Below are 14,564 nucleotides of genomic sequence, written 5' to 3' on the forward strand. Positions count from 1 at the left end.
ACAGTTATGCAGACAGGGGAAAACGAACAGGCACTGAGAAAAATACTCGATATGACAAGGCTGATGAGCATTATGCTTTTGCTGCTGCATTTTTATTATTACTGTTACAGCGCTTTTGCGCTGTGGGATCTTACAAGTGCTTTAGGAGATAAAATCCTAAGGTCGGTTTACAACACAGGTCTCTTTGGAAATTTTTATATTTCCAAGCTCGCGGCGCTGGGACTGCTTTTGATTTCACTGCTGGGGGCAAAGGGGCGTAAAGACGAAAAACTGCAGTTTAAAACCGCACTATATTATATGGTTTCAGGGCTGCTTATTTATTTGGCAGGCGGTGTTATTTTAAGGCTGTCGTTTTCGGTTATCACTGCTGCTTGTCTTTATATTGTACTTACGGTTTTGGGATTTCTGCTGGTGCTTTCCGGCGGGACACTGCTCTCGCGGCTGCTTCAAAACAGGCTGTCTGCCGTAGATATTTTTAACAGTGAAAATGAAACCTTTCCGCAGGAAGAACGCCTTTTGGAAAATGAATATTCCATCAACCTGCCGGCCTACTATTATTTAAAAAACAAACGTAGAAAAAGCTGGATCAATATCATTAATCCGTTTCGCGGGATACTGGTATTGGGCACCCCGGGCTCGGGCAAATCCTATTTTGTGATCCGTCATGTCATCACCCAGCACATTGCCAAAGGTTTCAGCATGTTTGTATATGATTTTAAATACGATGATCTTTCCAAAATTGTCTATAATACCTTTGAAAAATACAAGCATGTGTACGCAGTCATGCCTAAATGCTACTTTATTAATTTTGATAACATCATGCACCGCTGCAATCCTTTAGACCCTCAGAGCATGGAAGATATTACCGATGCCTCGGAGTCAGCCAGGACTATTCTGATGGGACTCAACCGCGAATGGATCAAGCGTCAGGGAGACTTTTTTGTGGAGTCGCCGATCAACTTCTTATCAGCGGTGATCTGGTATCTCAGACGCTACAAGGACGGGGAATTCTGCACCCTGCCGCATGTCATCGAACTCATGCAGGCAGAATATGACAGTCTCTTTACCCTGCTGCGCACCGATAAGGAAATCGAGGTGCTCATTAACCCTTTTATCAATGCCTATCTTAATGATGCCATGGACCAGCTCGAAGGGCAGATTGCATCGGCTAAAATAGCGATGGCCAGGCTTTCTTCTCCCCAGTTGTATTACGTGCTTTCTGGAAATGATTTTACTTTGGATATTAATAATCCGCTGGAGCCCAAGATTGTATGCATGGGAAACAATCCGCAGAAAATACAGATTTACGGTGCCGTATTATCGCTGTATGTAAACCGTCTGGTCAAACTGGTCAATAAAAAAGGAAAGCTCAAATCGAGCCTTATTTTTGATGAGTTCCCAACCATTTATCTCAATAATATGGACAGCCTTATTGCCACGGCCAGAAGCAATAAGGTAAGCACCTGCCTGGGGGTGCAGGACTTCAGCCAGCTGCGAAAAGATTACGGCAGGGAGCAGGCCGATGTGATTTTAAACATCACGGGAAATATTATCTCGGGACAGGTAACCGGCGATACGGCAAAGCAGTTGTCAGAGCGTTTTGGCAAGATCATGCAGGACAGGGAAAGCATATCGATCAACAGCTCCGATACCTCGGTCAGCCGTTCCAGACAGCTCGAAGCGGCCGTGCCGCCTTCCAAGATTTCTTCTTTGAGTTCAGGGGAATTTGTTGGGATGACCGCTGATAATCCAGACTGTAAAATGGAGCTGAAAACCTTTCACTCCCAAATTGTAAACGATCATGAAGCGTTACGAAAAGAGGAGTTGGGCTACAAGGATATACCGCCGGTGAGAAAACTGGACAGCGGGATGATCCAGCAGAATTACAGCCAGATCAAGCGTGATGTGCAGGAGATTATTTACACCGAAATGGACAGGCTTTTGAATGATCCCGCGCTGAAGCATTTGATTGTTTTAAAGAAGAAGTGAAGTCTTTATGTTGTGTAATACATGGATGAGGACAGCTGTATTATATTTCCCAAAAAGAAAAAAAGCCAGCAAATGTATAGGACATCAGACAAAATAAATGCGCATAATGCCAGGTCTCTTTATCGACCTGTCACCCTTTGGGACTTATAGCATTTCTTTTGTCTGATATCCTGATTTTTAAGTGCTTTCTTTTTCTCTTTTTTCTTTTGAGAAATTTTAGGTAATCAATCAGATATGCTGGCAGTACTTTTTTTTTTTTTTTTTTGTTGTTGTTGTTGTTGTTTGATTTATAGTGCTAAAGCATGGGGATGATAAAAAGGACTTACGTTTTTTGTTATGGATCCAGTGAGCAGGTAGGATTTGAAAAAGGATGTTCAAAGTATTTTAGCTGCTTGATGCAGTTCAATAGGAAGAGTAATTAAGTAAGGTAGAATAAGGTAAAGTAAAGTAAAGTAAAGTAAAGTAAAGTAAAGTAAAGTAAAGATAAAGATCAGGTTAGCTTAGCTAAGGTGCATGTAAGGAAACTAATTGCACAAAATCTTATGGTGCACTTTTATTAGACCTTTAATAGTGATAACACTTCGGTCGTTATCGGGATTTAAAAAGATCAGCCCCTGATCATTTAAAACAAGCAGCATATCTAATATTGACGCCTGGCTTTCTTTTTCAAAAGCCGACTGGTCCATATAATGCATGTTTTTGCTGGCTGCCGGGCCGGTCAATCGTGTGAGCTCTTCCAGAGAACAGCTCATCCCGTATCTGTCGGCAAGTATTTGCAGCACTTTTAGAAAGATAGGTGGTGTTTCCATAATCTAAATACTTTAATGTATATACGGGAATAAATTCATTTTAGTTTTGATCAAAGCTGGATTGTCTTTCTTTCTTTCTTTCTTTCTTTCTTTCTTTCTTTCTTTCTTTCTTTCTTTCTTTTATGCTGTTTTATTTTGAATTAATCCCTTTCTTTTTTCCAGAAACTGGAAAAAGATCTTTGATAAAAAGTGGAAAAAGGGATAAGTGTTACAGTTTTTCAAAATATCTAAAAGTAATAAGAGACGCCCGCGATAAACATAATATAATTAAACGATAGTATATGAGACCATTCTTTTTTTTGCAATTTATATCAAAGTGCTTTTGCATTTTATATCCATACGAAATCAGCCATGTTAATACTGCCCTAAATTAAAATGAATTTGTTGGTGTTACCCCAGTGCTCCAGTATTCTATTATACGCTGTATCATTTGCTTAAAGACGTTAAAATCATATTCTTTTTTGAAATAGCCCTGAACATTGTACTGATATGCTTTAAAAACATTTTCAGGAGTTTTAGACGTAGACAGAAAAATATACGGAATGCATTTCATACTTAATTCTTGATCAGCAAGGATCTGACTTCGTAATGTAAAACCGTCAATTTTAGGCATATTGATATCTGAAATCACAATAAAGGGATTTACATTTGGATTGGAAAGATATTCCACAGCTCTCGAAGGATCTTCAATGAAAACTATTTTATTGGCGTAACCTAAACTTTCAAAAATATCTTTCAACAGCATTCTGTCATCCTCATCATCTTCAATAACTACAATTTCTCCATTTCTCCTCATGTGGCAAATGTAGCGAATTTTGGGATTTTTCCAATATTATTGAAATTCTATAAAATCGATCCTTCCGGCTTTAAAATTTTTATCCCTGATCGATATATTCTTAGCTTAATTACTCTTTCTTTCTTTCTTTCTTTCTTTCTTTCTTTCTTTCTTTCTTTCTTTCTTTCTTTCTTTTGAAATATAGTTTCTTAATTATGCAGAATAATTTGTGACTTGCTAAGCAGATTTTTAGTGATTTGTTACTATAGCCAATGAATTAGTTTGTTTGGATTGAAATGTAGGAGATAAAGACAATTTAAAGCTTTTAGAAAATACTAAAAAGGTTGTACGTCAATCACAGAAGGCTAAACTGCATATCTCATAATGATCTAACTCTTTTTTGTATTATCCATGATCTCAAGTTCTTAAAAATTCTTTCTCAATTCAATAATGGTTTGATTTGGTTCGTCCAAGTTAACGAAGCCTCGTCGGGGCCTGTCCAAATCTAGAGTAAAAAAAATAACTAATGACACTAACAGGCAGAATCCGATTTGTACCACCCAGTCCATCTTACCTTTGCGGCCTTCAGAGTACCCGCCATAAAACGCGCTTATCACCGCCAAAAAAAATAACATGAGAATAATACTTTGCGGAACTTTGGCTTTCTCGCCAGCAAGACGGGAAGTTGTCACATCGATCATGTCGTTTAAGGCTGGGATCATCTGCTGGGTTGCGGCAAGATTTGCTGGATTGGCGGCCAGGCTGCTGGCCCGCTTTCATAATTTAAGGGATATATTCTGTGATAATCGGTCAGCCTTTGCTATTGCTTCAGTATCCGCGCCAGCTTGATAATAAGCTATCCTGGCTTCTAGGTATAATTTAAAGTCACTGCGGAATAGTATACGGGTTGAATCGGGGTATAGATCGCTTCTCAAAATTGCAGTGCCAATGTTGTTGGCTTCTTCAATTACAATCTTTCTTCGGGAATCGTAACGATCGCCGCTCATGCCGAAGGTGAAGGCCAGTAAGAAAAAAAGAAGTGCAGTCAAGGCAGAAGTTTCAGCTGTTTTTTCGTCTGGGCTTTTCTTCCCTATATAATTTCCTACAAGCTTTCCAGCAAAACTTGAAACAAGCATTAAAGTAAAAAGAAGCAGTGTAATAACCCAGGCTTCGGTCTGATTTAGAGTATTTACGGCCATATCAATCTATTTAAATAATTTGCATATCACAGCCGGTTATTGAGGTAACTCATTAAGCCTTCACAAGGTTTTCGGCATTGTGTCGAGCTCCGACAGGTCCGTTTAATACTGTTAAAATAAAGAAAGACGATTAAAAATAAAGCTCTACTATTCTTAGTTCAATAATACTTTTTTAAAATAAGAAAAGGTAAAAGCATTAAAATAAAAATCAGTAGTGCTAAAAATAGTAGTTTTTTAGACTTTTCTTTATCCGTTACAACAAAGTTCAATAGCAGGATGATTTGTAAAAGTACTGCAGGTACTGAATAAATAAGCCAGAGAACAGGTCCGCTGCCACTGTCACTTTTTGGAATTATATAGATAAAGTACATTTGAATAAAGCTGCACCCCAGGCACAAGACTGATAACCATTTTAGCAGTTGTTTCATAATGTAGTTTGGTATTTGTACTTCTGGAGTTCTAACTATTCCGGGGCTTATTTTGAGGCCTCCTTCTGTGCTTTTTTTAGTGCTTTTTTCTCTGCCTGTTTTTTCTCAAATTCTTCATGTGCTTTTATAATTGTTCTGCCGGCTTCGATCACAAAAATGATGTACACTCCAACGCCGATAAAAATGTATATGATATTAAAAACAACTCCAATAGTTGAAAATGTAATTTCACGATCATAAGGGCTGTTCATCGACAGCGTTCCTACGGAGTATGCCAATGATTTGAGGAAGGGTAGATCTTCTACCAGCCAGAAAAACATGGTCCCGACTAAAATTAGTACAAATAATAAAAAACCTAAGGTTCGAAATGTTTTGTCATTTCGCAGTCGTTTTACAATATCGACAATGAATTTTCCTGTTAAAGCAAGTTCTATCAGCATAGCGGTTTGTTTTTTAAGTACCTCAATATTAAGAATTTATTTCAACATGATAAAATTTTTACTACTTTTATATTATTAAAATTTAACATAAAATATTATATATCCTTTATTTATTGACCACTTCATTGATTATGATGTTTGTTTTTTTAACGCTATTTATAATGAAACCTAATTTTTAGATATTATTTTTATCATGACCCTGTAAACGAAAAAATATGATGAATCGTTTTTTATTAAAAAAAGCACACTCAGAGCAGGCGTTTTTACTAGTATTTCTATTTGTTCATGCAGTAGTTTCTGCACAGAATTACAGCACAAGTGAGTTAAAAACAATAACTCTTGACGAGGCGATTCAATTAGGCACTTTAAATAACCGGCAGCTTAAAGCAGCAAACATTGATGCAGCAGCTGCAGCTGAAAATATAAGCCAGGCGAAAATGGCAAAGGTGCCGCGCCTGGCAGTAAGCGCTGGGTATACGTATATAGGGGATCCTAAATTATACGAAGGATTTTACGAAAATAATATCACGGTAGATTATTACAATCACAGCTCTTTTGCGACTATTGCAGCAGCAATGCCAATCTACAGCGGGGGGATAATTAACTCTAAAATCGAACAACAGCAGCTCCTATCCAAAAGACAGCAGTCTGCGGCTAGAATGACTCAGGCAGAGGTTAAAAACGTAATTACACAATACTTTTTTACACTCGAAAAATTATACAGGCAGATAGAAGTTACAAAGCAGAATTTAGTCAATACAGATCTTAGAATCAATCAATTAAAATCACGAGTGGCCAACGGGCAGAACCTGAAAAGCGATCTGCTGAGAACCGAATTGCAGCAATCCAATTTTAAGGTATCTGTTTTCAAAAATACAAATGATATAGAATTAGTCAGTAATTATCTTGATATACTGATCGGTCTTCCCACTAGTACGATTTTAAAACCTGAGATTTCTGAAAATGCCGTTCTTCTAGAAGAAGTTGATCTGCAGCAAAGTTTAGCAGCTGCGTATCAAAACAGGGAGGAACTAAAAAGCGCCCAGATAGGCATTGAGCTGTCTAAATCAGTGCTGGATATTACAAAAAGCGGTTTTAGGCCCAGCTTAAATGCCAATCTTATTCTAAATACGCAATATCCCGCACAATGGCCCAACTATGTCAACATTATCAATTATTGGGGTGCAGGACTTTCCCTGAATTGGGATGTTTCCAGCTTTTACAACATCAAACACAGGGTGGGAGCAGATAAATTACAGATTGAGAAAAGCAGTATCGCTCTGGATGCTGCTAAAGATCAAATAGACAAAGAGGTTAAAACGGCCTATGTTAAATTGGAGGAAAGTAAAAGAAATATTGCAACCTATAAAAAAGATGTAGAATTGTCATTGAGTAATTATAAAATTGTAAAAAGCAGGTATGATAATGACTTTGCCTTAATAAGTGATATGGTGGATGCAGAATTACAGCTCAATAATTCTAAAATAGCTCTTGTCAATGCCAACTTAGATTTAATTATTCAGTATTATTCGCTGCAGTTTGCAATGGGTAGACTTTAAAAACGAAAATTATGAGCGAGGAAAACCCACAAGATAAAACCATTAGTAAAGACAAAAAGAGAAATAAAATCTTAACGGTGCTTTCCTTTATTTTTCTAACAGGAGGAGGCATCTGGATTTTGAGTTTGTTTTTTGATTTCCACACTTATGAAACCACCAATAATGCCCAGGTCGAAGCCTATATTAATAATGTCTCAGCTCGGGCAACGGGGCATATAGCTGCGATACGTTTTGAATCCAATCAGTTCGTGCATAAAGGAGATACACTTGTAATTCTGGATAATGCGGAATATTTGATTAAGGTAAAACAAGCTCAAGCTGACTTGGCTATAGCCCAGGGAAACCTGCATTCGATGGAACAGTCCATCGTTACTTCAGCATCCAATCAGGCTGCCGGACGCGAAAAACTGGCAGGAGACAGAGCGGGTTTAGAGAAAGCCCAAAAAGACTACGAACGGTTCAAAAAAATGTATGCGGATTCAGCGGTGACTCGAAATCAGTACGATCAGGTGGTATCAAAACTCAGATCTGAGCAGGCGTACTTGAAAGCAGGTGAAAAAAGTGCCGCCGCAAGCAGTTCCATTACCAGACAGAGCAGTATCAATATGGAAGCCTCGCGGGCCGCGGTTGAACGAAAAAAAGCAGATCTTCAGGCTGCAGAACTGCAGTTGTCCTATACCAGCATTCTTTCGCCGTCTGACGGTTACGTGGGGGAACGCAATTTATCGATCGGAGAACTGATAACCGCTAACCAAACCATCGCGACAATTGTTCTTGCTCAGCAGTTATGGGTTTCAGCCAATTTTAAAGAGACCCAGATCGAGAAAATTAAACAGGGACAGCTCGTTACCATTATTATAGATGCGCTTAATGGAAAAGAATTCAGTGGAAAAATAGCGGGATTTTCTCCGGCAACCGGCGCCAAGTTTTCGATGGTTGAACCGGATAATTCAACAGGAAATTTTGTAAAAATAACCCAGCGGATTCCGGTGAGAATCGAATTTGATACTGCTGCTGATTTAAAAGAAGTCAAACCGGGAATGAATGTCACGGTCAACGTAAAAAAATAAAAGATGTTTGCAGGAAAGAAAGGAAGTATTTTTACCTTAATGGGATTGTATATCCTCACCATTCCTTTTTTTAATGGATTGAATGTGACCGCTTATGATAATTCTCAAATACTGGGGCATTTTGGGGAATCTACAACTGTATTTACTTATTCCCTATATATACCCATTTTTGCTATTCTGGCCTTTATGCCTTTAGGATTAAAGCTGGGCAAACAAATTCCGGTGCGTACCATGATATTAGCGGTGAGTTTTTTGTCTATTGTCTTCAACACTGCTTCATTGTTTGCAGCTACTATCGGCTGGTTTACATTCTGGCGCTCTCTCCTGGCAATGGTTTCTGTAATTGGAATTTTTGCTTCGATGGTGCCTATTTTATTAAAATACAATCCCGCTTTTAATATGGCGCTGCTGTACGGAATCCTTCAGTTTATCCAGAAGGGAAGCCAGCACGTATACCAGTATTTTGGCGCGCATTTCACCAATTTTTACAATTGGACATTTGGTATTTATTTCTTAAATATTAACTTTTTAGTTTGTATCATTTTAGCCTGGTATTTTTATAAAGCCGATGCTGCTCCCCTGAAAACCAGCTTTCAGTTTGACTGGCGGGGCTGGTTTATTATGATACTATTTTTTACAGTGATCCTTTTTCTAAGTGCCGAGGGACAAAGCAGGAACTGGTTTGCAGATCCTAAAGTAACATTGGCAGCGGCACTCTTACTTATTATTTTGGGGGTTTATCTCCTGCATGCCCGGTTTACAATTGACCCCCTAATTGATCCTGAGGTATATACATACAAAAATGTAGTGATCGGCGCTTTTATGATGTTTTATATTGGAATTATCAATGGTACAGGAAGTGTTATTACGGGTTATATGACTAATATTCTGGGTTTTGATTCCGTATCCGGCGCCAGGACGCATCTGGCTTTACTGATCGGTCTGTGTATTTCGATTCCTTTATCAACCTGGCTTTTATACAAAAGAACGTATTTGGCAACCATCTGGATTATGGGTTTTGCCAGTTATGGATTGTATCATATTATTCTGTTTTTTAGGTTTTATCCCGGAATCGATTCGTCGAATTTTTTTCTCCCCTTAATTTTTAAAGGTTTGGGAATGGGATTTCTTTTTCCAATATCCCTGCTTTATATTTCGGAAGGAGTGCCGCCAAAGCTTGGCCCTTCGCGGATGATGACCGGCATTATAGCGCAGGCCGTTATTGCAGGTTTGCTGGGCAGTGCCATTTTAGGAACTTTTATTTCTAATTTAAACCTGCAGCACAAAACAGGTTTAAGCCAGCAGCTGACAGCGGTCAATTTCCCAGCACAGCAGCAATTGGCAGCAGCCAAAAGAAATTTCCTTTTCATGGGATTGTCCCAGGCTGAAGCGCAAAAAAAAGCAGAAAAAAGTCTTTCGAATAAAACAACGCAAGCCTCAATATTATTGGCTTACAAAGATATTTATCTGGTCATGGCAGCTATTTGCTTTTTTCCTATTTTTATTATACTGTCTTTTAAACTTTGGAGAAGGCCGCTCAAAAGAGTAGAGCTGGAGCCTATTCCAATTTAAAGAATACCATTAAGAGAATTAAAAAATGTTAGTTTCAATTGATTCTAAGAGAATGAAGTTGAATGCATAAAATGTAACTTTATATAGAAACTCAAAGTTAAGGGAAGGGATTGGAAAGCAATGAGTCTTTCTTTCTTTCTTTCTTTCTTTCTTTCTTTCTTTCTTTCTTTCTTTCTTTCTTTTTTTAGCTTTAGACTGGGTTTATTTTATGTGTTTTATCAATGACCTTTTATTTTTTTTATTGTTGTGTTGGCCGGTGATGAGGTAGGTTGATGGATTGTATTGCAAAGTGTCTTTTAGAGATCGCAAGTATAGAAAGAGAAATAGAGTTCTTGAAAAACTTCTTATAAAATACATGGAATAATTATTCTTATTTCGAATTTTTGAACAAAGTTAAATTATGAAAAACAGAGGAAGACATAGTGATGCTAATAACAAAGAAGAAAAACAATGTTATTTTTTAAAGAGGATAGCTTATTGTTAGATGCTGCAAAAATTGCTTCATCTAAAGCTGTTAGAAGCGCCAGGGTTTTGGCATTGTCATAAAAGTGATTAGAGATCACGAAATTATTGCTGTCAATCCAGTTAAATCAACAAATGTTATCCGAAAATTTCAAAGCTTTCAATTAATATATCGGCGTTGAGAAAAGGAATGATTTTAGAAAGAATCATTTTATGATCAAAAAGCGTGGGTAATTTGACCGTTTTTTTCCACATTAACTTCTAAACTAAAAACAGTTTTTCTTGCTTTTTCAGCCCGTAAAGTTATTAGTTTGTGAAGTACAAATTAATCTCTAAACATTTGTCTTTTTTAATAAAAGGCAGTTCGTCTGAAGTTTTACGTGAAAAAAGGTATCAACTCCAGTCTATCTACTTGTATTCTATTTCGAAATAATTGAGAATTGATTTATAATTGTCCTGTGCGGTAAGACAGGTATCCATCAAGTATTCCTTTACAAGATTCCACTCCTGAAGTCCTCTATAGTAAAAAAGTTTAAGCTGTTCATCAATGATAAATGGAACAATGTTGTTAGCAAGACATTCTTTGAAAATAATTAACCGACCCACACGACCGTTTCCATCTTGAAAGGGATGTATAATTTCAAATTTATAATGAAAGTCTACGATGTCTTCAATATTTTTATTTTTAATAGCATGATAACTGGTGAGGAGTTCTTTCATTTTTTGAGCAACTTGATTAGGAGGACAAGTCTCATTACCTCCAACTTCATTCGGCATTTTTTTGTATTCACCAACATTAAACCAGTCTTTTGAGCTATCAGAAGTACCAGATTTTAATAAAAAATGAAGTTCTTTAATAATTGATTCGCTAAGCTTAGTACTTGCCTTATCAATGATAAAATCTATACAACGAAAATGATTAGAGGTCTCAATAATGTCATCTACGTTGACACTTTCTTTAGAAGCACCAATTGTATTGGTTTCAAAAATATATCTTGTTTGATCATGTGTAAGCCTGCTTCCTTCAATTTTATTTGAATTATAGGTTAAATCAATCTGAGTTCGGTGATAGATACCACCTTTCAATTTCATATCCTTTTGCTCTTTCAAACTGTTAAGTAAAATATTCTTACTTTCTTTTATATTTCCTTTTCGGGGAATTACTGAATCTTCAGGAATATTCCAGGTTTTACCCGTTAGGAAAGCTCCTTTTAATTTACCTAATGCACAGTAATGACGAACTGTCCTTTCGGACAGTTCCAGTTTTTTTGCAAATTCGACTACTGAAAGATATTTCATGGTTAAAAAGGTTCCGTTATCGGCAAATATATGCAAAAAATACAATATTAAGTATGTTTAGTTTGCCGATAGTAAAAAAGTTTACAAAGAAGCTGCGGTGACTTTTTAATTGGCAATACTTTGGAAACCCAAATTAGTTTGCACTTGATTTTACTGAATTTAGTTTTAAAAAAACTCTATTGTGCCACGATTCTGCCATAAAAATAACATGTCGTCTTATTCCATTCTAACTCAAGTCAAAAGACGGTAGTTGCTGTTTGACTATAAGATAGCGAAGGATTACAGTTGTATGTTTAGTAACATTTTCATTTCAAGCGGCTAAAAAGGGCCGCCAAGATAGCGCCATTGCGTCTGCTGCGTGCGCATAACGGACTTCATTTCCTTTGTCCGCCCTTCGGGACTTATAGCACTACGCATCCGCTTTAACGCTTGATCTGGGCTTTCTTTTTTTTCGTTTTTTCTTTTGGAAACAATTTATAGTATAGGGTGGAGGGTAGTTTAGGTAAGAGAATGGAGAAAGCAATTCTTTTTTTCTTTCTTTCTTTCTTTCATTCTTTCTTTCTAAAGATGTTTTCCAATTATGATTTTGAACGGTGACGGTAAAATTGATTAGGTTAGCGAATTTGTTTAAATGGATAGACTATTTAAAAGTTAGTTAGTTAGTTAGTTAGTTAGTTAGTTAGTTAGTTAGTTAGTTAGTTAGTTAGTTAGTTAGTTAGTTAGTTAGTTAGTTTTTCTTTTAGATTGTTTTGAATTGCTGCAGATTTTTTTATTTTGATTTTGGCCGGTGATGGGGAAGTTGGTTGGAATGGCTTGTAATTTTAATATATTATAGTATTATTGGCATTATCTTGGGGCGAGGATTTTAAAAAGTCTCTTTTTAAGCTTTCAGCGGAGTCTTAATTTAGCTTGTGATCGTAGGTTCGAAAGAGAGCAGGATTCGAACTTTATGCCTGAAACCGCTGTATATGCCACTTTTATTTATGTCTTGAACCTCCGTGCACCGATTCTGCACCCAAATTCAATTTTATTATTTCGATATTAAATCATTCACGAAAATTAAAATACTAACGAACTAACAGGCAGTAGTATTATTCTTTTTTTTATATTACAAATATATTAAAAATACTTAATATTTACGGTTAAATAGAATTGTCACTTACACAGATTTTTACAGATTGAACTTTTCGTTAAACATATTTACAGTTTTAACATGATTACATTATTTCTAGATTTTAAAACGAAAACTCAAAAGGATTTTTTTATACCAATTTTTTAAAGTTCTTTTTTAGAGATTGGGTGATTAGAAATAAATCACTTATGTGTCTAAGTACAACAGAAGATTAAGAAGTGGGTATCCACTCCATACCTAGTGTGCCACGATTCTGCCACAAAACTCAAAGCGCTAATTTTAAAGATATTTTTTTAGATTATAGTATTTTATTTGAGAGTTTATTGCTTGTAACTTTCTTTTTATTGCAACATTTACAGTTGTTTACAAATAATTAATAAGTCAGATAGACCCAGCCAGCTCTTCGTTCTCCATTTTCAGCTGAAATTATGTAAAAATAAGTACCCATTGGGAGTTTTCCATCTTTCCATTGTCCGTGCCATTGGTTTTCATATTTTCCTGTAAATTGATATACTTCTCTACCATATCGGTTTAATATAGTCAGATCCTTTACATTTAAACAGCTTATGTCAAAATTATCATTTACTCCATCATCGTTAGGAGAGATTGCATTGGGAATTCGACAGAAATTATTTGTTATTGCAAATGTTTCTTCAATTTCACACGATCCATACCCTATAATTAATTTGAATTGCAATGGTAATATTGGCTTATAATTTAAATTTTCAACATATTCGGTAAAATCAAAAATAGGTGTATTATATCCTACTTGAACTCCTTTTTCGTTAATCCATTTAATTGTATAATCTGACCAGGGAAAATTAGAATTTAATATAACTTTCAACAGGTATTTATTATTTATGAACTCTTGTGTTATAGAATAGGTAGGTGATAAGACATTAACGGTCACACTTGCTGTTGTAGCACATTGTCCTACATTCGGCGTAAAAATATAATTTCCACTCGTACTTTCATTAATTACCGCCGGGTTCCATGTTCCTAAGATTCCATTTGGAGATGTATTATCCAATAAAGGAACCGTATCCTCCTTACATAAAGTCACTGTAGTCATAAAATCCGGGGTTATTGCCGATCTTATGGTTACAAGAAGATTTATTTTTTCAGCACATTGCCCAGTTGTTGGTGTAAAAATATAATTGCCACTATTTGCAGTACTAATTACCGCTGGATTCCAGTTTCCTGTTATTCCGTTAGGCGATGTTGTTGCCAAAACCGGAGCGGTATCAGTTTTACACAAATTTAGGGTTGTTGCAAAATCAGGTATTACATCCGATGATATAATAACTGCTAATGTTGCTATTGTGGCACATTGTCCTGGATTTGGAGTAAACACATAAATATTATCTGTATTGCTGACTAACGCAGGATTCCACGTTCCTGAGATTCCGTTAGGCGATGTTGCCGCTAGAGCAGGAGCCGTATCGGTACTACATAAATTTAGTGTTGCAGCAAAGTTCGGCACTGTTTCTGGCGTTATGGTAACGGCTAAAGTCACAGCAGAAGCGCATTGACCTGCATCAGGTGTAAAAATATAACTTCCGTTTGCTGCTGTGCTGATAAGCGCCGGGCTCCAGCTTCCCGTAATTCCGTTCGGCGATGTTGCCGCTAAAGCAGGAGCCGTATCGATACTACATAAAGTAAGGGACGTGGCAAAATTTGGTATTGTCTCGGGTGTTATAGTAACGGCTAAAGTCACAGCAGAAGCGCATTGACCTGCATCAGGTGTAAAAATATAACTTCCGTTTGCTGCTGTGCTGATAAGCGCCGGGCTCCAGCTTCCCGTAATTCCGTTCGGCGATGTTGCCGCTA

Annotated in this window: 11 protein-coding genes; 4 read left to right on the plus strand and 7 right to left on the minus strand. The window is 36.8% G+C overall.

The features are described 5' to 3' along the window. The first annotated feature begins 6 nt into the window (after positions 1-6). On the plus strand, positions 7-1,989 hold the full coding sequence (gene mobC / locus BSF42_RS21200; RefSeq protein WP_095955098.1) for a conjugal transfer protein MobC: 1,983 nt from the start codon (positions 7-9) through the stop codon (positions 1,987-1,989). A gap of 524 nt (positions 1,990-2,513) precedes the next feature. Here the strand turns inward: mobC and BSF42_RS21205 are convergent. The 5 genes from BSF42_RS21205 to BSF42_RS21230 all read right to left on the minus strand — a co-directional run bounded on the left by BSF42_RS21205 (position 2,514) and on the right by BSF42_RS21230 (position 5,640). Further along, the gene (locus BSF42_RS21205) at positions 2,514-2,798 is read right to left on the minus strand and encodes a hypothetical protein (RefSeq protein ID WP_095955099.1); all 285 of its coding nucleotides are present in this window, start codon (positions 2,796-2,798) and stop codon (positions 2,514-2,516) included. A 370-nt stretch (positions 2,799-3,168) separates the two neighbouring features. Further along, entirely contained in the window at positions 3,169-3,594 is a 426-nt protein-coding gene (locus tag BSF42_RS21210) for a response regulator (protein ID WP_095955100.1), read from the minus strand. 404 nt (positions 3,595-3,998) lie between these two features. Next, entirely contained in the window at positions 3,999-4,295 is a 297-nt protein-coding gene (locus BSF42_RS21215; RefSeq protein WP_095955101.1) for a hypothetical protein, read from the minus strand. A gap of 54 nt (positions 4,296-4,349) precedes the next feature. After that, the gene (locus BSF42_RS21220; protein WP_095955102.1) at positions 4,350-4,772 is read right to left on the minus strand and encodes a hypothetical protein; all 423 of its coding nucleotides are present in this window, start codon (positions 4,770-4,772) and stop codon (positions 4,350-4,352) included. A gap of 475 nt (positions 4,773-5,247) precedes the next feature. Beyond that, a complete protein-coding gene (locus tag BSF42_RS21230; RefSeq protein WP_095955104.1) occupies positions 5,248-5,640 on the minus strand; it encodes a two pore domain potassium channel family protein in 393 nt (130 codons plus the stop codon). 215 nt (positions 5,641-5,855) lie between these two features. On the opposite strand from BSF42_RS21230, the gene BSF42_RS21235 reads away from it, so the two are divergent. From BSF42_RS21235 to BSF42_RS21245, 3 genes are read left to right on the plus strand one after another with little or no spacing between them, the layout of a single operon-like run. Further along, on the plus strand, positions 5,856-7,199 hold the full coding sequence (locus BSF42_RS21235) for a TolC family protein (protein WP_095955105.1): 1,344 nt from the start codon (positions 5,856-5,858) through the stop codon (positions 7,197-7,199). Positions 7,200-7,210: 11 nt separating this feature from the next. Continuing rightward, positions 7,211-8,269, plus strand: a complete 1,059-nt coding sequence (locus tag BSF42_RS21240) for an HlyD family secretion protein (RefSeq protein WP_095955106.1) — start codon at positions 7,211-7,213, stop codon at positions 8,267-8,269. Between the two features lie 3 nt (positions 8,270-8,272). Continuing rightward, positions 8,273-9,841, plus strand: coding sequence for an MFS transporter (locus BSF42_RS21245; RefSeq protein WP_095955107.1), 1,569 nt, complete (start codon positions 8,273-8,275; stop codon positions 9,839-9,841). Between the two features lie 870 nt (positions 9,842-10,711). Here the strand turns inward: BSF42_RS21245 and BSF42_RS22780 are convergent. Together BSF42_RS22780 and BSF42_RS21255 are read right to left on the minus strand one after the other, a co-directional pair. After that, positions 10,712-11,602 carry a DNA-binding protein gene (locus BSF42_RS22780; RefSeq protein WP_095955108.1) on the minus strand — a complete coding sequence of 297 codons (891 nt, stop codon included), beginning with the start codon at positions 11,600-11,602 and terminating at the stop codon, positions 10,712-10,714. Positions 11,603-13,107: 1,505 nt separating this feature from the next. Continuing rightward, the coding region (locus BSF42_RS21255; protein WP_141248494.1) for a gliding motility-associated C-terminal domain-containing protein at positions 13,108-14,564 on the minus strand (1,457 nt) is incomplete at its 5' end.

The sequence above is a fragment of the Flavobacterium sp. ACN6 genome (assembly GCF_002304005.1).
GTDB lineage: Bacteria > Bacteroidota > Bacteroidia > Flavobacteriales > Flavobacteriaceae > Flavobacterium.

Coding starts and splice junctions, on each gene's coding strand:
- mobC (WP_095955098.1), top strand. CDS start 7: ATGCAGACAGGGGAAAACGAACAGGCACTGAGAAAAATACTCGATATG.
- BSF42_RS21205 (WP_095955099.1), bottom strand. CDS start 2,798: ATGGAAACACCACCTATCTTTCTAAAAGTGCTGCAAATACTTGCCGAC.
- BSF42_RS21210 (WP_095955100.1), bottom strand. CDS start 3,594: ATGAGGAGAAATGGAGAAATTGTAGTTATTGAAGATGATGAGGATGAC.
- BSF42_RS21215 (WP_095955101.1), bottom strand. CDS start 4,295: ATGATCCCAGCCTTAAACGACATGATCGATGTGACAACTTCCCGTCTT.
- BSF42_RS21220 (WP_095955102.1), bottom strand. CDS start 4,772: ATGGCCGTAAATACTCTAAATCAGACCGAAGCCTGGGTTATTACACTG.
- BSF42_RS21230 (WP_095955104.1), bottom strand. CDS start 5,640: ATGCTGATAGAACTTGCTTTAACAGGAAAATTCATTGTCGATATTGTA.
- BSF42_RS21235 (WP_095955105.1), top strand. CDS start 5,856: ATGATGAATCGTTTTTTATTAAAAAAAGCACACTCAGAGCAGGCGTTT.
- BSF42_RS21240 (WP_095955106.1), top strand. CDS start 7,211: ATGAGCGAGGAAAACCCACAAGATAAAACCATTAGTAAAGACAAAAAG.
- BSF42_RS21245 (WP_095955107.1), top strand. CDS start 8,273: ATGTTTGCAGGAAAGAAAGGAAGTATTTTTACCTTAATGGGATTGTAT.
- BSF42_RS22780 (WP_095955108.1), bottom strand. CDS start 11,602: ATGAAATATCTTTCAGTAGTCGAATTTGCAAAAAAACTGGAACTGTCC.